The organism is Enterobacter chuandaensis (assembly GCF_003594915.1).
In the GTDB taxonomy this organism is placed as follows: domain Bacteria; phylum Pseudomonadota; class Gammaproteobacteria; order Enterobacterales; family Enterobacteriaceae; genus Enterobacter; species Enterobacter chuandaensis.
In genome coordinates this window covers 21,243-41,340 of sequence record NZ_QZCS01000012.1, presented here as the reverse complement: position 1 = coordinate 41,340, position 20,098 = coordinate 21,243, and the positions used below count along the sequence as shown (strand labels likewise).

At 55.7% G+C, this 20,098-nt stretch carries 18 protein-coding genes; 11 read left to right on the top strand and 7 right to left on the bottom strand.

Going from position 1 to position 20,098, the window contains the following annotated elements; all coding sequences use genetic code 11:
• Positions 1-132: 132 nt before the first annotated feature.
• Entirely contained in the window at positions 133-957 is an 825-nt protein-coding gene (locus D5066_RS17135; RefSeq protein WP_119916611.1) for a protein bax, read from the top strand.
• A gap of 39 nt (positions 958-996) precedes the next feature.
• Here D5066_RS17135 and xylR read toward each other — a convergent pair whose 3' ends face one another.
• From xylR to xylF, 4 genes are all read right to left on the bottom strand, one after another.
• Positions 997-2,175, bottom strand: coding sequence for a D-xylose utilization transcriptional activator XylR (xylR, locus tag D5066_RS17130; RefSeq protein ID WP_028015065.1), 1,179 nt, complete (start codon positions 2,173-2,175; stop codon positions 997-999).
• Between the two features lie 33 nt (positions 2,176-2,208).
• Complete coding sequence (gene xylH, locus D5066_RS17125) at positions 2,209-3,390, bottom strand: xylose ABC transporter permease XylH (RefSeq protein WP_080329880.1); 1,182 nt, start codon at positions 3,388-3,390, stop codon at positions 2,209-2,211.
• Positions 3,368-4,909 (bottom strand): xylose ABC transporter ATP-binding protein, encoded by a 1,542-nt coding sequence (locus tag D5066_RS17120; protein ID WP_119916610.1) that lies wholly within the window; start codon positions 4,907-4,909, stop codon positions 3,368-3,370. Before D5066_RS17120 ends, xylH begins: the two co-directional genes overlap by 23 nt.
• A gap of 72 nt (positions 4,910-4,981) precedes the next feature.
• Positions 4,982-5,974, bottom strand: coding sequence for a D-xylose ABC transporter substrate-binding protein (gene xylF, locus D5066_RS17115; RefSeq protein ID WP_028015068.1), 993 nt, complete (start codon positions 5,972-5,974; stop codon positions 4,982-4,984).
• A gap of 371 nt (positions 5,975-6,345) precedes the next feature.
• On the opposite strand from xylF, the gene xylA reads away from it, so the two are divergent.
• From xylA to D5066_RS17090, 4 genes are all read left to right on the top strand, one after another.
• On the top strand, positions 6,346-7,668 hold the full coding sequence (gene xylA, locus D5066_RS17105) for a xylose isomerase (RefSeq protein WP_119916682.1): 1,323 nt from the start codon (positions 6,346-6,348) through the stop codon (positions 7,666-7,668).
• 61 nt (positions 7,669-7,729) lie between these two features.
• Positions 7,730-9,184 (top strand): xylulokinase, encoded by a 1,455-nt coding sequence (xylB, locus tag D5066_RS17100; RefSeq protein WP_119916609.1) that lies wholly within the window; start codon positions 7,730-7,732, stop codon positions 9,182-9,184.
• Positions 9,185-9,287: 103 nt separating this feature from the next.
• Positions 9,288-9,827: an isochorismatase family protein gene (locus tag D5066_RS17095; RefSeq protein ID WP_119916608.1), complete on the top strand. Its 540-nt coding sequence runs from the start codon at positions 9,288-9,290 to the stop codon at positions 9,825-9,827.
• A complete protein-coding gene (locus tag D5066_RS17090) occupies positions 9,827-10,747 on the top strand; it encodes a GlxA family transcriptional regulator (RefSeq protein WP_119916607.1) in 921 nt (306 codons plus the stop codon). Before D5066_RS17095 ends, D5066_RS17090 begins: the two co-directional genes overlap by 1 nt.
• Here the strand turns inward: D5066_RS17090 and D5066_RS17085 are convergent.
• Complete coding sequence (locus D5066_RS17085; RefSeq protein ID WP_119916606.1) at positions 10,740-11,735, bottom strand: acyltransferase; 996 nt, start codon at positions 11,733-11,735, stop codon at positions 10,740-10,742. The genes D5066_RS17090 and D5066_RS17085 overlap by 8 nt on opposite strands.
• 183 nt (positions 11,736-11,918) lie before the next feature.
• On the opposite strand from D5066_RS17085, the gene D5066_RS17080 reads away from it, so the two are divergent.
• From D5066_RS17080 to D5066_RS17065, 4 genes are all read left to right on the top strand, one after another.
• A complete protein-coding gene (locus tag D5066_RS17080) occupies positions 11,919-12,224 on the top strand; it encodes a YsaB family lipoprotein (RefSeq protein ID WP_119916605.1) in 306 nt (101 codons plus the stop codon).
• A gap of 160 nt (positions 12,225-12,384) precedes the next feature.
• Complete coding sequence (glyQ, locus tag D5066_RS17075; protein ID WP_003860141.1) at positions 12,385-13,296, top strand: glycine--tRNA ligase subunit alpha; 912 nt, start codon at positions 12,385-12,387, stop codon at positions 13,294-13,296.
• A gap of 9 nt (positions 13,297-13,305) precedes the next feature.
• Positions 13,306-15,375, top strand: coding sequence for a glycine--tRNA ligase subunit beta (gene glyS, locus D5066_RS17070; RefSeq protein ID WP_119916604.1), 2,070 nt, complete (start codon positions 13,306-13,308; stop codon positions 15,373-15,375).
• A gap of 229 nt (positions 15,376-15,604) precedes the next feature.
• Positions 15,605-17,224 (top strand): ABC-F family ATP-binding cassette domain-containing protein, encoded by a 1,620-nt coding sequence (locus D5066_RS17065; protein ID WP_119916603.1) that lies wholly within the window; start codon positions 15,605-15,607, stop codon positions 17,222-17,224.
• A gap of 38 nt (positions 17,225-17,262) precedes the next feature.
• Here the strand turns inward: D5066_RS17065 and D5066_RS17060 are convergent, their stop codons facing one another.
• Positions 17,263-17,550 carry an HTH-type transcriptional regulator gene (locus D5066_RS17060; RefSeq protein WP_080329887.1) on the bottom strand — a complete coding sequence of 96 codons (288 nt, stop codon included), beginning with the start codon at positions 17,548-17,550 and terminating at the stop codon, positions 17,263-17,265.
• 331 nt (positions 17,551-17,881) lie between these two features.
• Between D5066_RS17060 and D5066_RS17055 the strand changes: the two genes are divergently transcribed.
• Complete coding sequence (locus tag D5066_RS17055) at positions 17,882-18,592, top strand: DUF3053 domain-containing protein (RefSeq protein WP_119916602.1); 711 nt, start codon at positions 17,882-17,884, stop codon at positions 18,590-18,592.
• 246 nt (positions 18,593-18,838) lie between these two features.
• On the top strand, positions 18,839-19,051 hold the full coding sequence (cspE, locus tag D5066_RS17050) for a transcription antiterminator/RNA stability regulator CspE (protein WP_003860775.1): 213 nt from the start codon (positions 18,839-18,841) through the stop codon (positions 19,049-19,051).
• A 58-nt stretch (positions 19,052-19,109) separates the two neighbouring features.
• On the opposite strand, the gene ghrB is transcribed toward cspE, so the two are convergent.
• The gene (gene ghrB, locus D5066_RS17045; protein ID WP_119916601.1) at positions 19,110-20,084 is read right to left on the bottom strand and encodes a glyoxylate/hydroxypyruvate reductase GhrB; all 975 of its coding nucleotides are present in this window, start codon (positions 20,082-20,084) and stop codon (positions 19,110-19,112) included.
• Positions 20,085-20,098: the final 14 nt, after the last annotated feature.

Here is a 20,098-nt window from a genome sequence, read left to right as displayed (position 1 = left end):
GTGACATAGTTTCGGATTTGGACTATTTCTATACGTGCTCTTGAAGTCTATTTTTGATATGATTTGAGATTCCGCTCTCAAATTTGTGAAAAAATAAGGTGTTGGGATGATTACATCCGACCAGGAGACCTAATGATATCGACTCCCATTCGACGATATGGGGCTGCGATACTCATGTTACTCACCACGGCATTTTCGGGTGAGGTGCTTGCGAAGACGCACACGGATACAACGAGTAAGAAAGCCCACGTAATAAAGACGACAAGTAGTAAGGTTAGCAGTAAACAAGAGTATTCTCGCAATAGTGCAAAGAGTAGTTCACTTCCTGATTTGCGAAAATACCCTTCCGGAACACCAAGAAAAAAAGCGTTTCTCCGGACGGTAATGCCTTACATCACAAGTCAAAATGCCGCGATTACGGCAGATCGAAACTGGTTGATTTCCAAACAGTACGATAGCCGCTGGTCGCCGTCTGAACGCGCACGTCTGAAAGACATCACGAAGCGCTACAAGCTGAGCTGGAACGGTAACACGCGCCGCGTGCCGTGGAATGCGCTTCTTGAGCGTGTGGACATTATCCCGGGCAGCATGGTTGCGACCATGGCAGCAGCCGAAAGCGGCTGGGGAACGTCTAAGCTGGCGCGTAACAACAACAACCTGTTCGGCATGAAGTGTGCGAAAGGGCGTTGTAATAATGCGCCCGGCAAGGTGAAGGGCTATTCTCAGTTCGAATCAGTTAAAGATTCCGTGAATGCTTACGCGGTGAATCTTAATACGCACCCGGCCTACTCATCGTTCCGTAAATCACGCGCTCAGTTGCGTAAAGCGGATCAGGAAGTGACGGCCAGTACGATGATTCACAAGCTGAAAGGGTATTCCACTAAAGGACAGAGCTATAACAACTATCTGTTCGCGATGTACCAGGATAACCAGCGCTTAATTGCCGCCCATATGTAATCTCAAAACAACGCCTTCCACTGGAAGGCGTTTTCTTTTCTAGATCAGCACTTCGCTGTGGCGATCCCGATACTCTTTCGGCGTGGTGTCATACTCTTTGCGAAACACTGAATAGAAATACTGCAGCGACGGGTAGCCGCACATCTGCGAGATTTCGTTGATCGACAGTGACGTGGAGACGAGCAGGCTGCGGGCCTTCTCCAGCTTCTCCGCATGAATGACGGCATGGATGGTTTCGCCCACTTCTTCTTTGAAACGCTTCTCCAGATTCGAGCGGGAAATGCCCACCGAATCCAGCACCTGATCGACCTTAATCCCTTTGCAGGCGTGGTTGCGAATATAGTGCATGGCCTGAATGACGGCCGGGTCGCTTAAGGAGCGATAATCGGTTGAGCGGCGCTCAACGACGCGGACGGGTGGCACCAGCAGTCGCTGAAGCGGTAGAGCCTCTTTATCCAGCAGACGGTGCAACAGCTTCGCCGCCTGATAGCCCATCTGACGTGTGCCCTGGGCAACGGAGGAGAGCGCCACGCGAGACAGATAACGGGTCAGTTCTTCATTATCAATGCCAATCACGCACAGTTTTTCGGGCACCGGGATGTGCAAATGTTCGCAGACCTGCAGCACGTGGCGGGCGCGGGCGTCCGTCACGGCAATAATCCCGGTCTGCGGCGGCAGCGTTTGCAGCCAGTCCGCCAGGCGGTTTTGCGCGTGCTGCCAGTTTTCCGGCGCGGTCTCCAGCCCCTGATAGACCACGCCGCGGTACTTCTCCTGCGCGACCAGCTGGCAAAACGCGTGCTCGCGCTCGACGGCCCAGCGTTTGCCGCTGGTGGCGGGTAACCCATAAAATGCGAAGCGATGGACACCTTTCTCCTTTAAATGGAGAAAGGCGGCTTCGACCAGGGCATGGTTATCGGTGGCGATGTAGTGGACCGGCGGGTAGTGTTCGGGTGAATGATACGAGCCGCCGACGCCCACAATCGGCACGTCGACGTCGGTCAGCAGTTGTTCGATGACGGGATCGTCATAGTCAGCAATGACGCCATCACCCAGCCAGTCTTTGATGTTCTCCAGACGGGTGCGAAAATCTTCTTCAATAAAAATATCCCATTCGGATTGCGACGCCTGCAAATATTCACCCACGCCTTCAACCACCTGACGGTCGTAGGCTTTGTTGGCATTGAATAACAACGTAATGCGGTGACGCTTTTCAAACATGGCTCGCTTCCCAATTAAGTCACAATGCGGTTATCAGGCTCGTCGCTTGGTGGCAGAGTCCATCCAGACTGCCAGTAAAAGAATGGCCCCCTTGACGATATACTGCCAAAACGTCGGGACGTCCATCATACTCATCCCGTTATCCAACGACGCCATGATAAATGCCCCCATGACCGCACCCGCCACGCTACCGATACCGCCTGCGAGGCTGGTACCACCGATGACGCAGGCGGCGATAGCATCCAGCTCGGCGATGTTACCGGCGGAGGGAGAGCCTGCCCCCAGACGCGAACTGAGGATCAACCCGGCGATAGCGACCATCAGGCCGTTAATGGCGAAAACCGCCAGCTTGGTGCGTTCGACGTTAATACCCGACAGGCGAGCGGCTTCAAGATTGCCGCCGATGGCATAAATACGACGGCCAAACGCGGTGCGCGTCGCCATAAACATGCCGCCGAGCAGCAACAGCGCCAGCAGCAGTACCGGCGTCGGAACGCCGCGATAGTCGTTAAGAAGCCAGATGGCGCCCAGCACAATAACCGCCGTCAGCGCCTGACGTCCCACCACCGACGTTGATGCAGGCGACGCCAGACCCATCGCCTGACGGCGCATGCGTCCCCGCCACTGCCACGCGACAAACGCCAGCAGCCCCACCACGCCGATCGTAAAGCCTATGCTGTCGGAGAGGTAACTCTGGCCAATTTGCGACATCGCCGCGCTGGTCGGGGAGACAGTCGTACCGTTGGTAATACCGATCAAGATCCCACGGAAGGCCAGCATTCCCGCCAGGGTAACAATGAACGATGGCACTTTACGATAGGCAACCCACCAGCCATTCCAGGCCCCTAAAACCAGCCCCAGCACCAGCGTGACAGCCACGGTCAGCGGCAGCGGCCAGCCGAGCCAGACGTCAAAAATAGCCGCCACGCCGCCGAGAAGACCCATCATCGACCCGACCGACAGGTCGATTTCCGCAGAGATGATCACGAACACCATGCCCACGGCCAGGATGCCGGTGATGGCGGTCTGGCGGAGCAGGTTTGAGACGTTACGCGCGCTTAAGTACGAGCCATCCGTCATCCACGTGAAGAACAGCATGATGACGATAATCGCCGCGATCATCACGAAAACCTGCAGGTTCAGTGCTTTTAGCCCCGCGAACGCGCCGGGCGTCGGAACAGCGACTTTGATATCAGACGGATTGCTTTTCGACATGACGTTCGCTCCTTAAAGCGGCTTCCATCACCTGCTCCTGCGTCAGGTTTTGGTTAATCAGGTTGGCTTTCAGTTTTCCCTCGTGCATGACCAGCACGCGGTCGCTCAGGCCGAGCACTTCGGGTAACTCAGACGAGATGACAATGACGGCAATCCCTTGCTGTACAAGCTGATTAATCAGTTTGTAGATTTCGTATTTGGCACCGATATCAATCCCGCGCGTCGGCTCATCAAGGATTAATATGCGTGGATTGAGGAGCAGGCAGCGCGCCAGAATCGCCTTCTGCTGGTTACCGCCGATCAGGCGGCCGATCGCCAGTTCCGGCGAGGAGGTTTTGACCTTCAGCCGGGCAAGTGACTGAAGGATGCACTGCTGCTCGGCGGCATCATCCAGGCTGCTCAGCGCGCCGGAGAACCGATCGAGCGCTGCAAGGGTGATGTTTTTACCCACCGCCATCACCGGCACGATGCCGTCTTTTTTGCGGTCTTCCGGCACCATGGCGATGCCGCGGGCAATCGCCTGCTGGCAGTTGTCGATTTTCACCGGCTGACCGTCGATATAAATCGAGCCCTCCCAGCGCCCCGGCCACACGCCAAACAGGCACTGCACGGCTTCGGTGCGCCCGGCACCGACGAGCCCAGCAATCCCAAGAATTTCGCCGCTGTGAAGGGAAAACGAGACGTTATTTACACGCTTGATGTGGCGGTTAACGGGGTGCCACGCGGTCAGGTTTTCCACGCGCAGCACTTCATCGCCCTGAGTGTGGGGCTCATTCGGGTAGAGTGCGGTCAGCTCGCGGCCCACCATCATGGTGATGATGTCATCTTCACTCATGCCCGCGGCTTCACGCGTGCCGATGTGTTGCCCGTCGCGGATCACGCAGATGGTGTCCGAAATGGCTTTTACCTCGTTCAGCTTGTGCGAAATGTAGATGCAGGCGATACCGTGGTTTTGCAGATCGCGGATGATATTGAGCAGAACCGCAGTTTCCTGTTCGGTGAGAGACGCCGTTGGCTCATCGAGGATCAGCAGCCTGACCTGTTTATTCAGCGCCTTCGCAATTTCGACCAGCTGCTGTTGCCCGAGGCCCAGATCCCCCACGCGGGTATCCGGTGAAATGTTGAGGCTCACCTGCGCCAGCAGCTTTTCACAGCGGAGCGTCATGGTGTCGTAATCCAGCACGCCGTGGCGGGAAATCTCGGCTCCGAGGAAGATGTTCTCCAGCACGGTGAGATGCTTCACCAGCGCCAGCTCCTGGTGGATGATGGCGATGCCTTTACGTTCGGTGTCGCGAATGTGCGTCGCCTGGATGACTTCACCGGCAAAGACAATTTCGCCTTCGTAACTGCCGTGCGGGTAGATCCCACACAGGACTTTCATCAGCGTTGATTTGCCCGAACCGTTCTCGCCACACAGCGAAACCACTTCGCCGGGGTTCAACCGGAGACTGACGTTGTCGACGGCTTTCACCGCGCCGAAGCGCTTGGTGATGCTTTTCATTTCAAGTAAATAAGGCATAACTGCTCCACATAACCCGAGGGAAGAACAGTACAACGTGATGCGCCCCCGCAGAGCAGGGGCAGCGCCGGATTACAGTTCGCTCTTCTTGTGGAAACCGTCTTTAATCACGGTGGCGTCAATGTTCTCTTTATTGACTTCAATTGGCGTGAGCAGGCGAGCCGGAACGTCTTTCAGGCCGTTATTCAGCGTCGCGTCTGCTTTAGGTTGCTTACCGTTCCCCAGCTCAACGGCAATTTCCGCCGCCGTATTGGCAAGCTCGGTAATCGGTTTGTAGACCGTCATGGTCTGAGTCCCTGCGATAATGCGTTTTACGCCCGCCAGGTCGGCATCCTGACCAGAAATCGCGACTTTACCGGCCAGCCCCTGGGCACTCAGAGCCTGAATAGCCCCGCCTGCTGTGGCATCGTTGGAGGCCACGACAGCATCAATTTTGTTGTTATTGGCCGTCAGCGCATTTTCCATAATCTTCAGGGCGTTTTCTGGCAACCATCCGTCGGCCCACTGATCGCCAACCACCTTAATTTTCCCGCTGTCGATGTACGGCTTAAGAACCTTCATTTGCCCTTCGCGGAACAGTTTGGCGTTGTTATCCACCGGCGAACCGCCCATCAGGAAATAATTGCCCTGAGGCACTTTGTCGATCAGGCTTTGCGCCTGTAATTCGCCCACTTTTTCATTGTCGAAAGAAATATAATAATCAATATCCGCATTATTAATCATGCGGTCATAAGCGAGAACTTTTATGCCTTCCTGCTTCGCTTCTTTCACCACGTTACTTAATACCTGGCCGTTATAAGGGATAATGACCAGAACATCGACACCGCGGTTGATCATATTCTCGATCTGCGACATTTGCGTTTCTTCATTACCGTTAGCCGACTGAACAAACACATTCGCACCGAGTGATTCCGCTTTTTTCACAAAAATATCGCGATCTTTTTGCCAGCGCTCCAGACGCAGGTCATCAATCGCCATACCAATTTTGACCTCCTTGGCATGCCCTGCAAAGCTTGCAAGGAGGAGCGTAGTGCAGAGCGTTAGGGTCAGGTTCTTTATCTTCATAATTATTAGGCCTTTTTGTAGGGGTATGTGTTGCTGAGATAAAAGAAACATTCACTGCTGGGTCGCAGCAAATTTTTAACGCGGAAAGGCGGGCTGGCAATTACAGATTTTTATCTTCTCATTACGATATTTGGTTTATTTCTGAATTTATGACCGCGATCGGATTTTAAAATTCGTAACGCCTTAATTACATTTGATTCTGGAATGTGCGCCGAAAAATAGTTTGTCTGCGCATTATTTTGCGAGCCAGCGCACAGTTGTGCATTCTCTCAATAGCAGTGTGAAATAACGTAATTGAGCAACCCAAAATGTCTATTCACTATTACTCCTGTATCAACGACTCGCCGCATACCCTGATTATGGAGCTCAATATGCAAGCTTATTTCGACCAACTCGATCGCGTTCGTTACGAAGGCCCAAAAACGACCAATCCTTTAGCATTTCGTCACTACAATCCGGATGAGCTGGTGCTGGGTAAGCGCATGGAAGATCATCTGCGCTTTGCCGCCTGTTACTGGCATACCTTCTGCTGGAACGGCGCCGATATGTTCGGCGTGGGTTCCTTTGACCGCCCGTGGCAGCAGCCGGGTGAGGCGCTTGAGCTGGCGAAACGCAAAGCCGACGTGGCGTTTGAGTTCTTCCACAAGCTGAATGTACCGTACTACTGCTTCCATGACGTGGACGTGTCGCCGGAAGGCGCGTCGCTGAAAGAGTACCTGAACAATTTTGCGCAGATGGTGGACGTGCTGGCAGAAAAACAGCAGCAAAGCGGCGTGAAGCTGCTCTGGGGCACGGCAAACTGCTTTACGAACCCACGCTACGGTGCGGGTGCGGCCACCAACCCGGATCCGGAAGTGTTTAGCTGGGCGGCTACGCAGGTGGTGACGGCAATGAACGCCACGCATCAGCTGGGCGGCGAAAACTATGTCCTGTGGGGCGGCCGTGAAGGCTATGAAACCCTGCTCAACACCGATCTGCGCCAGGAGCGCGAGCAGATTGGCCGCTTTATGCAGATGGTTGTCGACCATAAGCACAAAATCGGCTTCCGCGGCACGCTGCTGATCGAGCCGAAGCCGCAGGAACCGACGAAGCACCAGTATGACTACGACGTGGCGACGGTGTATGGCTTCCTGAAGCAGTTCGGTCTGGAAAAAGAGATTAAAGTGAACATTGAGGCCAACCACGCCACGCTGGCGGGCCACTCTTTCCATCACGAAATCGCGTCTGCGATTGCGCTGGGTATCTTTGGCTCTGTCGATGCTAACCGTGGCGATCCACAGCTGGGCTGGGATACCGATCAGTTCCCGAACAGCGTGGAAGAGAATGCGCTGGTGATGTACGAGATCGTCAAAGCGGGCGGCTTCACCACCGGCGGCCTGAACTTTGACGCCAAGGTGCGTCGCCAGAGCACCGACAAATACGATCTGTTCTACGGCCACATTGGCGCGATGGACACCATGGCGCTGGCGCTGAAAGTGGCGGCCCGTATGATTGAAGACGGCGAGCTGGATAAACGCGTGGCGAAGCGTTACAGCGGCTGGAACAGTGAGCTGGGCCAGCAAATTTTGAAAGGCCAGTTATCGCTTGCGGACATCGCGAAGTACGCTGAACAACAGCAGCTGGCGCCGCAGCATCAGAGCGGGCATCAGGAACTGCTGGAAAACCTGGTTAATCACTACCTCTTCGATAAATAACAGCCTGCAGGCCCGGTAAGCGGAAGCTCTACCGGGCATTTCTGTCAAAGGAGTCACCACAATGTATATCGGCATCGATCTTGGCACATCGGGTGTGAAAGCCATCCTGTTGAGCGAGCAGGGCGAGGTGTTAGCCACTCAAACGGAAAAGCTGCAGGTTTCACGTCCGCATCCGCTGTGGTCGGAGCAGGATCCGGAGCAGTGGTGGCAGGCGACGGATCGCGCGATTAAGGCGTTAGGCGAGCAGCACAGCCTGCGCGAGGTGAAAGCGCTGGGGATTGCCGGCCAAATGCACGGCGCTACGCTGCTGGATAGCCAGCATCGCGTGCTGCGTCCTGCGATCCTCTGGAACGATGGCCGCTGTGCGGAAGAGTGTGCGCTTCTTGAGGAACGCGTACCCGCTTCCCGCGAGATCACCGGTAACCTGATGATGCCGGGCTTCACCGCACCAAAACTCTTGTGGGTACAGCGCCACGAGCCGGAGATTTTCCGTCAGGTGGCGAAAGTTCTGCTGCCAAAAGACTATCTGCGTTTTCGCATGACGGGCGATTTCGCCAGCGACATGTCCGATGCCGCGGGCACCATGTGGCTCGACGTGGCGAAACGCGACTGGAGCGAGGCGATGCTGGATGCCTGCCATCTAACCCGTGAACATATGCCCGCGCTGTTCGAAGGTAGCGAGGTGACAGGCACGCTGCTGCCGGACGTTGCCGAACGCTGGAACATGCCTGCCGTACCGGTGGTAGCTGGCGGTGGCGATAACGCCGCGGGCGCTGTCGGCGTTGGGATGGTTGAAGCGGGGCAGGCGATGCTTTCGCTGGGAACCTCCGGCGTCTATTTTGCCGTTAGCGACGGGTATCGCAGCAACCCTGAAAGCGCCGTACACAGCTTCTGCCACGCCCTGCCTGGGAAATGGCATTTGATGTCGGTGATGCTCAGTGCGGCGTCCTGCCTGGACTGGGCCGCAAAACTCACCGGCATGGCCGACGTTCCGGCGCTCATCTCCGCGGCGCAGCAGGCGGATGACGCAGCGGGTACGGTCTGGTTTTTACCGTATCTTTCCGGCGAGCGTACGCCGCACAACAACCCGGAAGCAAAAGGGGTGTTCTTTGGTTTAACCCATCAGCACGGCCCGGCAGAACTGGCGCGTGCGGTGCTGGAAGGCGTGGGGTATGCACTGGCCGACGGAATGGACGTGGTGCACGACTGCGGCCTGAAGCCGACGAGCGTCACCCTGATTGGCGGCGGCGCGCGAAGCCCTTACTGGCGACAGATGCTGGCGGATATCAGCGGCTTGCAGCTGGATTTCCGCACCGGCGGGGATGTTGGGCCCGCGCTCGGTGCCGCGCGTCTGGCGCAGATCGCCATGAACCCGGAAAAACCGCTTTCGCAGCTGTTACCGCAGCTTACGCTTGAGCAGACGCATCTCCCGGACGCGGCACGCCATGCGCGTTACGCGGAAAGGCGCAGTGTGTTCCGCAAAATCTATCAGCAGCTGCTGCCGCTAATGTCGTAAATACGGTTGTCTGGCAGAGGCACGAGGATGTCCTTTTTTGGTCTGTTCGTGCCTTCGTTTTCTCGTCAGGATAAGGTCATACCCACCGACGAGGAGTTCCATTATGTCCCGCATCGCATTAATCAACATCGATACTCAGCAGTCATTCCATCACCGCAATTACTGGCAGGAAAGCGAGATCCCTGCCTTTCAGCAGGCAATGCTGGGGCTGATTGAAGGCTGCCAGGCGCGCAATATTCCGGTCGTTGATATTTTTCATGTGGATGAAGACGGCCCCTTCACCCTGGAAAGCGGCTATGTCAAACCGATGGCCTTTTTGCGTCATCAACCGGATGTGGTATTCCAGAAACACGTCCATAATGCCTTCACGGATACCGGGCTTGACCGCTGGCTGCGCGAGCGTGATATCAACCAGCTGATTATCTGCGGCATTCGCACAGAACAATGCTGTGAAACTACGGCCCGGGTGGCATCCGATCTGGGTTATGCTGTGACTTTTGTGAGTGAGGCAACGCTGACGTTTCCCATGACGTACAAGGGCATTACCCTTAGCGCAGCGGAGATTCGCCATCGTACCGAGACGGTGCTGGCCGGGCGTTTTGCCGAGATTAAAACGGTAGCGGAGACGCTGGAGTCACTATAATGCGCATCGACGTCTGGTTTGTGATGTTGCCCGGAGTGCTGTCATTAGACATGACCGGCCCGGCAGAAACCTTTGTTCTGGCAGGCGATGCGTTTCGCCTGCATTACATAGGCCCGCAGCCTGATGTTCAGACGTCGATTGGCCTGTCGATGAGCGGCATTCAGCCGCTGCCGGAAAGCCTGCCTTCAGGCAGCCTGCTGGTATTGCCGGGTGTGAGCGACTCCCGATTTCAGTTCTCAACCCCACAGGCGCAGCAGATCCAGCACTGGCTGATGCGGCTGCAGCCGCAAATACAGTGCCAGGAAATCACCGTGATGTGCGTCTGTTCAGGGGCGCTGCTGGCGGCGAAGTCGGGCCTGCTGAACAACCGACAGTGCACAACCCATCATGATGTCATTAGCCGTTTACGCTCCGCGGCCCCTACGGCGACGATTAAAGAGAACCGGATATTTGTGCAGGATGAAAATATCTGGACCAGCGCAGGGATTACCTCCGGTATCGATCTGGCGCTGCACACGATCAACCGCCTGTGCGGCCCCGAAAAGGCGCTGGCCGTGGCGCGTGAGATGGTGGTCTGGTTCCGCCGTTCCGGTGACGATCCCCAGCTTTCTCCGTGGCTACGCTACCGCAACCATCTTCACCCGGCGATTCATCGGGCGCAGGATGCCCTCATCGCCGAGCCGCAAAAAACGTGGAGCTTGCCTGATATCGCCGCGCTGGCGCACGTCAGCCCGCGCCACCTTACCCGGCTTTTCCAGTCATATTTAGGGATTAGCGTTCGCGATTATCTGGAGCAGCTGCGTCTGGCGGTGGCGGAGCAGTGGCTGATGCAGGGACGCGGCGTGGAGCAGGCCTCACTGGCGGCAGGGTTTTCCTCCCCGCGCCAGTACCATCGCGCCCGGCAGCGAAGCATTAGCTGACGAAGCGGCGAACGTCTATTTTTTGCAGCAGCATCGACAGCAGCAGGCTGACAGCCAGCGTGGCGGCAAAAATCCAGATGATATCCAGCACCGGCCAGCTTTTTAGCTCAACGCCCCGCGTTCGCAGCGCGTGGATCACCAGCGCGTGAAAACCGTAAATCCCGAGAGAGTGCCGCGAGATAACGTTCAGCACGGGGAGAGGGCGTGCATTCAGAGTGTTTTTAACCAGCGTGAGCAGCGAAACGGCACAGATAAATACCATCGGCCCGCAATACAGATACCAGGTATCGGCAAAATTGCCGCGCCACTGCAGCTCATGCAGCGTCCCGCGTGAAATCACCGCCACGCCAGCGATAAACAGCGCCCCGCAGAGCCAGTTCAGACCGCGTTTTTGCGTGTCCATCATCCCGATGGCGCGCCCGAGCATGCCGTAAAGCACGTAGTAGAAGGTATCGCCATTGATATAGAGGTTCACCGGCAACCATTCGAAACCGTCGATTTTCTGCGAGATCGTATTCGGGTTGGCGAGGATGCCAATCACCACCATCAGAGCCAGGAGCATTTTTCCGCTGACGTTTTTCACCTGAATAAGCGGCGAGACCAGATAGATCACGATAATGGCGAAGAAGAACCACAGGTGATAGAAAACCGGCTTTTGCAGCAAATATTTGAGGGATAACTCAGCATTAATGGAGGTGAACAGGGTGATATAGAGCAAGGCAACGGCGCTGTAGAAACCCAGACAGGCCGCGATGCGGATAAAGTGCCTCGGTTGCGCGCTACGCTCGCCAAAAAAGAGAAAACCGGAAATCATAAAGAACAGCGGCACGCTGACGCGCGACGCGGAGTTGAGGATATTGGCAATATCCCAGTTAACGGGGCTGACGCTGTGGGCATTCGTGACGTACCAGGTCGTCGTGTGGATCATGACCACCATCAGACACGCTATTCCCCGCAGGTTATCAATCCAGTTAATTTTTGACGGCATCAGTTCCTCTGTATTCCCTGTAAAGTGAATGTGACTCCCATTGTCCAAAAGTCTTCGTTTGGAAAATTCTGAGTTTTATGCGCAGGCTTGCCGGGAGACCGTGAGATTCGCAGAATGGAAGACCTTAATCTATAAAAGTGTTGATACTAAAAATAACAGCCGCTGACCAGGACGGTAATAAAAATGATGATGAAGCGTGGGATATCACTCTTTCTGCTGCTTTTGTTGGCAGGATGCAGTGCTTCTCAGGAAGCACCTGCGCAAAAAGCGCAGCAGGGAAAAATAAGCCCGGAGCGTTCACTGAATATGGAAGCGCTCTGTAAAGATCGGGCCGCCCGCCGCTATAACTCGGACGTTCAGAAAATTAACGTCATCGGATTCGAGCGCTTTCAGGGTAGCTATGAGCTTAGAGGATATACTGCGCGTAAAGAGGGCTTTGTCTGCTCGTTTGATACGGACGGTCAGTTTTTACACCTCTCCATGCGCTAACCTGCTTGCATAATCAACAGCCAGACGCCGTAAGCCTTCTGGCTGGAAAGCTTATTTCCCAATTTTCCCTAAACAACCCCGTTTCGTACTGTATATCTTGCAGCCAGCGGGTATACTGGTCCCTTCCATTTAAAACCACACGTATCCAGCACGAAATACTATGCAAAAGTTTGATACCAAGACCTTCCAGGGCCTGATCCTGACCTTACAGGATTACTGGGCTCGTCAGGGCTGTACCATTGTTCAACCTTTGGACATGGAAGTCGGCGCCGGCACTTCACACCCGATGACCAGCCTGCGCGCGTTGGGGCCAGAGCCAATGGCGACCGCGTATGTGCAGCCTTCCCGTCGTCCGACCGATGGTCGTTACGGTGAGAACCCGAACCGTCTGCAGCATTACTATCAGTTCCAGGTGGTGATTAAGCCATCACCCGATAATATTCAGGAACTGTACCTCGGGTCGCTGAAAGAGCTGGGTATGGATCCAACCATCCACGACATTCGTTTCGTGGAAGACAACTGGGAAAACCCAACGCTGGGTGCCTGGGGTCTGGGCTGGGAAGTGTGGCTGAACGGTATGGAAGTGACCCAGTTCACTTACTTCCAGCAGGTTGGCGGTCTGGAATGTAAGCCGATCACCGGTGAAATCACCTACGGTCTGGAACGTCTGGCGATGTACATTCAGGGCGTAGACAGCGTTTACGACCTGGTCTGGAGCGACGGCCCGCTGGGTAAAACCACTTACGGCGACGTGTTCCATCAGAACGAAGTGGAGCAATCCACCTATAACTTCGAATATGCGGACGTGGACTTCCTGTTCACCTGCTTCGAGCAGTACGAGAAAGAAGCGCAGCAGCTGCTGGCGCTGGAGACTCCGCTGCCGCTGCCTGCCTACGAGCGTATTCTGAAGGCCGCCCACAGCTTCAACCTGCTGGACGCCCGCAAAGCCATCTCCGTGACTGAACGTCAGCGCTACATTCTGCGTATTCGTACCCTGACCAAAGCCGTTGCAGAAGCTTACTACGCGTCCCGTGAAGCCCTTGGCTTCCCGATGTGCAACCGAAACAAATAAGAGGCGGCCATGTCTGAGAAAACTTTCCTGGTGGAAATCGGCACCGAAGAGCTGCCACCAAAAGCCCTGCGCAGCCTGGCTGAATCTTTCGCTGCGAACGTGACCGCCGAGCTGGATAACGCTGGCCTGGCGCACGGTAAAATTGAGTGGTTTGCTGCACCGCGTCGTCTGGCGCTGAAAGTGGCAAATCTGGCGGCGTCTCAGCCGGATCGTGAAGTCGAAAAACGTGGCCCGGCGATTGCCCAGGCGTTCGACGCGGAAGGCAAGCCGAGCAAAGCGGCAGAAGGCTGGGCGCGCGGCTGCGGCATCACCGTTGATCAGGCCGAGCGTCTGACTACGGACAAAGGCGAATGGCTGCTGTATCGCGCGCATGTGAAAGGCGAAAGTGCGGAAGCGCTGCTGCCGGACATGATCGCCACTTCTCTGGCGAAGCTGCCGATTCCTAAGCTGATGCGCTGGGGCGCGTCCGACGTGCACTTCGTGCGCCCGGTGCACACCGTGACCCTGCTGCTGGGCGATACCGTTATTCCGGCGACCATTCTGGGCGTGGCGTCCGATCGCGTGATCCGCGGCCACCGCTTTATGGGTGAGCCTGAGTTCACCATCGACAATGCCGACCAGTACCCGCAAATCCTGCTGGAGCGCGGTAAGGTCATTGCCGACTACGAGCAGCGTAAAGCCAAAATTAAGGCGGACGCAGAAGAAGCGGCGCGCAAGATTGGCGGTAACGCTGACCTGAGCGAAAGCCTGCTGGAAGAAGTGACCTCTCTGGTCGAGTGGCCAGTTGTGCTGACCGCGAAGTTCGAAGAGAAATTCCTGGCCGTTCCGGCTGAAGCGCTGGTATACACCATGAAGGGTGACCAGAAGTACTTCCCGGTCTACGCCAACGACGGCAAGCTGCTGCCAAACTTCATCTTCGTGGCGAATATCGAATCGAAAGATCCGAGCCAGATCATCTCCGGTAACGAGAAAGTGGTGCGTCCGCGTCTGGCAGATGCTGAGTTCTTCTTCAATACCGACCGTAAAAAGCGTCTGGAAGATAACCTGCCGCGCCTGCAGACCGTGCTGTTCCAGCAGCAGCTGGGCACGCTGCGCGACAAGACTGACCGCATTGCGGAGCTGTCCGGCTGGATCGCCCGTGAAATCGGTGCCGACGTCAACCACGCGACGCGTGCTGGCCTGCTCTCTAAATGCGACCTGATGACCAACATGGTGTTCGAATTCACCGACACTCAGGGCGTGATGGGCATGCACTACGCGCGTCACGATGGTGAAGCGGAAGACGTGGCCGTGGCCCTGAACGAGCAGTATCAGCCGCGCTTTGCGGGTGACGATCTGCCGTCCAACCCGGTTGCCTGCGCCGTGGCGATTGCCGATAAGATGGACACCCTGGCAGGTATCTTCGGTATCGGTCAGCATCCGAAAGGTGACAAAGACCCGTTCGCGCTGCGTCGTGCCGCGCTGGGCGTGCTGCGTATCATCGTAGAGAAAAACCTGAACCTCGATCTGCAAACGCTGACCGAAGAAGCGGTGCGTCTGTACGGCGACAAGCTGACTAACGCGAAGGTTGTGGATGATGTTATCGACTTTATGCTCGGTCGTTTCCGCGCGTGGTATCAGGACGAAGGTTATACTGTTGACACCATTCAGGCGGTGCTGGCGCGTCGTCCGACCCGCCCGGCTGATTTCGATGCGCGCATGAAGGCGGTTTCCCACTTCCGTACGCTGGAAGCGGCATCCGCGCTGGCTGCGGCTAACAAGCGTGTGTCCAACATCCTGGCGAAATCCGACGAGACGCTGAACGAGCGCGTGAACGCCGCGACCCTGAAAGAGCCGGAAGAGATCGCCCTGGCGATGCAGGTTGTGGTGCTGCGCGACAAGCTCGAACCGTACTTCGCTGAAGGCCGCTATCAGGAAGCGCTGGTGGAGCTGGCCGAACTGCGCGATGTTATCGATGCCTTCTTCGAGAAAGTAATGGTCAACGTAGAAGATAAAGATCTGCGTATTAACCGCCTCTCCATGCTCGAAAAACTGCGTGAGCTGTTCCTGCGCGTGGCGGATATTTCGCTGCTGCAGTAATGTGCCCGTCGTTACAAATGCTAAAAACCCGCTTCGGCGGGTTTTTTAATACCGTGTCGCCCAAAATTTAACCTTGAAATGGTCAACACATTACCGCTATTCTTATCACCGTTAAATTTCTCGCGCTGGAGCGCCCCCCAAAAATGAACAAACACGACTGATGAATTTCGATCCTTGCTAAACGCTACCGCGTCGGCAGGGGATGTTTTGATTTCATTCAGGAGTGCTTATGGCTCATTTTGCGCAGTCCCCTTCTTTTATTTTGCATCAGGTCACCTGTCAGTTTGCGACGGGCGATACCCTTTTTGGTCCACTGAGTTTTTCGCTGGAACCGTCTCCGTGCGCGCTGGTTGGCCGCAACGGCAGCGGGAAAACGCGTCTGCTGCGTCTGCTGGCGGGGCTTGATGAGCCTGCAAGTGGGCATATCGAACGTACCGGAACACATGTCTATGTGGCTCAGCAGCAGGACATTTTGCCGCACACGACGCTTGCTGAGCTGCTCGGGTACGAGGCTATCTTCGCGGCGCGAGCGCGCATCGACAGTGGCGATTACCAGCCTGACGATCTGGAAACGCTTGATGGATTCTGGGATTTAGCTGAACGTCTGGGCGAGGCGTTTGCCCGGGCGAAGCTCCCGCCGTTTGACCCGAATAACCCTGCCGGTGAACTCAGCGGCGGCGAGCGCATTCGCGCCCTGCTGTGCGGGGCATTTGCGGCGGACGCGGACTTTCTTCTGCTGGACGAGCCCACAAACCACCTGGACCGACAAGGCCGGGCGTGGTTCAACGACCAGCTTAGTCGTTACCAGGGCGGCGTGCTCGTCGCCTCCCATGACCGTGAGCTGCTGGCGCAGGTGCCGCGTATTCTTGAGCTGAGCAGCGGCGGCCTGCGCAGCTACGGCGGGAATTATGCGGATTATCAAACTCAGCGCAACGCCGAACAGCAGGCGGCTCGCGCGGCGCTGGAGCATGCTGCGACGGAGCGCAAACGCACTCGGGCGCGAATGCAGAAAGAGCATGATGACAGCCAGCGGCGTTCGGCAAAAACATTGCGCACCGTCGATACCCTCAATATCGCGTCGTTCGAGCGGGTCAAATATAAAGGCGCGGCGAAGGAGCGGATCGGCTCCTGGAAAAAACAGCATAGCGAGCAAAATGAAGCCCTGAACGCCGCGGTGAATAAGGCGCGTGAGCGGGTTGAAGAAGATAACCCGGTGATGTTCACCCTGCCGGGGAGTCAGATCCCGGAAGGCAAACAGGTGCTGGTGCTGGAAGATCTGGTGCTGCCGCATGTGCCTGTTCCTCCACTCAACTGGCGGATAGACGGACCAATGCGCGTGGCGCTAAAAGGACCGAACGGCTGCGGAAAATCGACGCTGTTAAAAACTATCCTCGGCGAGATTGTCCCCCGTTCGGGTACCTGTAAGGTTTCAGTCAGCTGCGCTTATCTCGATCAGCATCTGTCCCGGCTCGATCTCTCGCAGTCGGTCATGACGCACCTCAACCTGAGCAATACGCCCCTGGAAGAGGGCGTATTACGAACCCGTTTAGCCCAGCTTCAGCTGGGGGCCGACAAAGTCACGCTCCCGCTGGCGGAACTGAGCGGCGGTGAGCGTATTAAGGCTGCGCTGGCCTGCGTGCTTTGGCGCGTGGAGGCCACGCAGCTCCTGTTGCTGGATGAACCGACCAACCATCTGGATCTGGCCTCGGTCCAGGCGATTGAAGCGGCACTGGCCGGTTTCCCCGGCGCACTGCTGGTAGTGTCACACGATGAGGCATTTTTAAGAGGATTAACGTTGACGCACGAGATGGTGTGGGAGGAGACGGGCTGGCGTTGCGAGAGCCTTTAAACACAAGCCCCCGCAGAGGCGGGGGCGTTCAAACTTCACTACGCAATCTGTTTGCTGAGTGCAGGGTTGGCCTGAATCAGGCGCATCAGCTTTAACTCGGTTGGGGTGGGTTTCTCTCGTTTTGACTCCCACTCCAGCACCATAGCCACGCTGACACCCATCGCTCTGGCGAATTCTTCAGTTTTCAGTCCTGTCCCTTTGCGCAATTGCTCATATTCTGTAAAGGGATTGGATTTTTGTTGCAGGGTAATGGTCTGCGGTACATCTTTAAAAACGATCTGTTCCAGACTGCTCAGCAGCTCAAACTCAGGATCTTTATATTCCATTGAGAACTCCTCTTAAATCTCACATCGTGATCAAGAACATCAGAGAGCCAATTAAGAATAGTCCCTAATACAAACCGAGGATCGTCACGGTTGTGATTAATTGTGCGGTAACGATCGCTTTACGCGATTCAGCCATATGGATAGTTATGCTAATTCCCTGATTAACCATATGTCGGCTTCGCCAGGTATTTTTTTGTAAATGGTAAGAAATAAATCGGCAATAGCCGTTTTACATGAAAAGAGTATCTTGCAAGGCTGACCTGGACTATCCTTGTCAGCGTCGGGCACGCGTGTGCCGGTGTGCGCTTTTTTGGGTGAAAGGAGTAATAAAATGGCGACAGGAAAGTCCTGCTCTCGCTGGTTTGCGCCTATTGCGGCGTTGTTGATGGTTGTTAGCCTGAGTGGGTGTTTTGATAAAGAAGGCGATCAGCGCAAAGCGTTTATCGATTTTCTGCAGAATACAGTGATGCGCAGCGGCGAGCGTTTGCCGACGCTGACTGCGGATCAGAAAAAACAGTTTGGCCCCTTCGTGTCCGATTACGCCATTCTTTATGGTTATTCACAGCAGGTGAGCCAGGCGATGGATTCCGGTATCCGCCCGGTAGTGGATAGCGTGAACGCCATCCGTGTTCCCCAGGATTATATGACTCAGCGCGAGCCGCTGCGCCAGTCCAACGGCGCGCTCGGCGTGCTGAGCCAGCAGCTGCAGAATGCGAAAATGCAGGCTGACGCGTCACGTTCTTCGTTGAAGCAGGGCGAAGATCTCAAACCGGTCTTCGATAAAGTGTATGAGAAAGTGGTGACGAAACCGTCTGAAGCGATACAACCGCTGATTCCGGCCGCGCAAGTCTTCACTCAGCAGCTGGTTCAGGTAGGGGACTTCATCTCGCAGCAGGGCACTCAGGTGAGCTTTGTTGCCAACGGCATTCAGTTCCCAACCTCGCAGCAGGCAAGTCAGTACAATACGCTGATTGGGCCGCTGGCCGCCCAGCACCAGGCCTTTAGCCAGGCGTGGGGCGCAGCTGTTGCTGCCACAGAATAACCCGAAAAACCCCGCCTGAGGCGGGGTTTTTTTATGCCTGCAGAAAATAACGCTTGTTATTCTTCTACCACATCGGTATAACTATCCCCGTCGGTTTGTTACACAGACCTAAAGCAGTTTAGTAAAGCAGTCCAGATTGTTATCCATAGATACCCTTCGTAGTGACCCTTCCTTCATCGCTTAAAAATCTGTAACGCAATCCATCAAGCCGGAAGGCACAATATATTTGTTAATAAGGTAATTTCTATGTCTGCTAAAATGACTGGTCTGGTTAAATGGTTCAACGCTGATAAAGGTTTCGGCTTCATCACTCCTGACGATGGCTCTAAAGACGTGTTCGTACACTTCTCTGCTATCCAGAACGATGGCTACAAATCACTGGACGAAGGTCAGAAAGTTTCCTTCACCATCGAAAGCGGCGCTAAAGGCCCAGCAGCTGGTAACGTTGTAAGCCTGTAAGCTTCCAACCCAGTAGCACAAAATTCAAAAACCCGCCTTCTGGCGGGTTTTTTCGTTTCTACTGTTGGATCTGCGGGTTAACGCAGTTCTTATCCACTTTTCCGGCAAGCGCGGCAATCAGGTTGTCTACCGCCGTCGCCGCCATGTTGTAGCGCGTTTCGTGGGTAGCAGAGCCGATGTGGGGAAGGGCAACGACGTTTGGCATGCTCAGCAGCGGGGAATCCACCGGCAGCGGCTCCTGTTCAAACACGTCCAGACCGGCGGCGTGGATCTCACCGTTTTGCAGCGCTTCAATCAGCGCCTGCTCATCCACCACCGGGCCACGACCCGCGTTGATGAAAATGGCGGATTTCTTCATTTTCTCAAACGCGGATTTGCCAATCAGATGACGCGTTTCATCCGTCAGCGGCAGGATCAGGCAGACGAAATCGGCTTCCTGCAACAGCGTATCCAGCTCGCAGTAACGCGCGTTGAAGCGTTCTTCAGCTTCACTGTGATGACGGCGCGCGTTATACAGAATCGGCATGTTGAAGCCGAAATGCGCGCGCTGCGCCAGCGCCAGCCCGATACGCCCCATACCCACGATGCCCAGCGTTTTGCCATGCACATCCACGCCGAACCAGTCCGGCCCAATGCTTTTCGTCCATTCGCCTGCTTTCACACGCTCGGCCACTTCCACCACGCGGCGGGCCGTGCTGAGCACCAGCGCCATCAGCGTGTCCGCCACGGTTTCCGTCAGGGCATGCGGCGTGTGCATCAGCAGGATTTTACGGGCGTTCAGGGCATCCACGTCGAAATTGTCATAACCCACGGAAACGGTAGAGGTAGCACGAAGCTTCGGCATTTTCTCCAGCAGGGTGATATCCACTTTTTCGCTTGAACCCAGCAGGCCTTCGGCGCTGGCGAACGCATCGGCGTGCTGCGCCACGGTTTCCGGACTCAGGTTCTTCACCTGCGTAACGGTGAAGTGGTCTTCCAGGCGTTTCTGCAGATCTTCCGGCAGAGCTTTATACAAAATGACGGACGGCTTCATGCTAATCTCCGTTG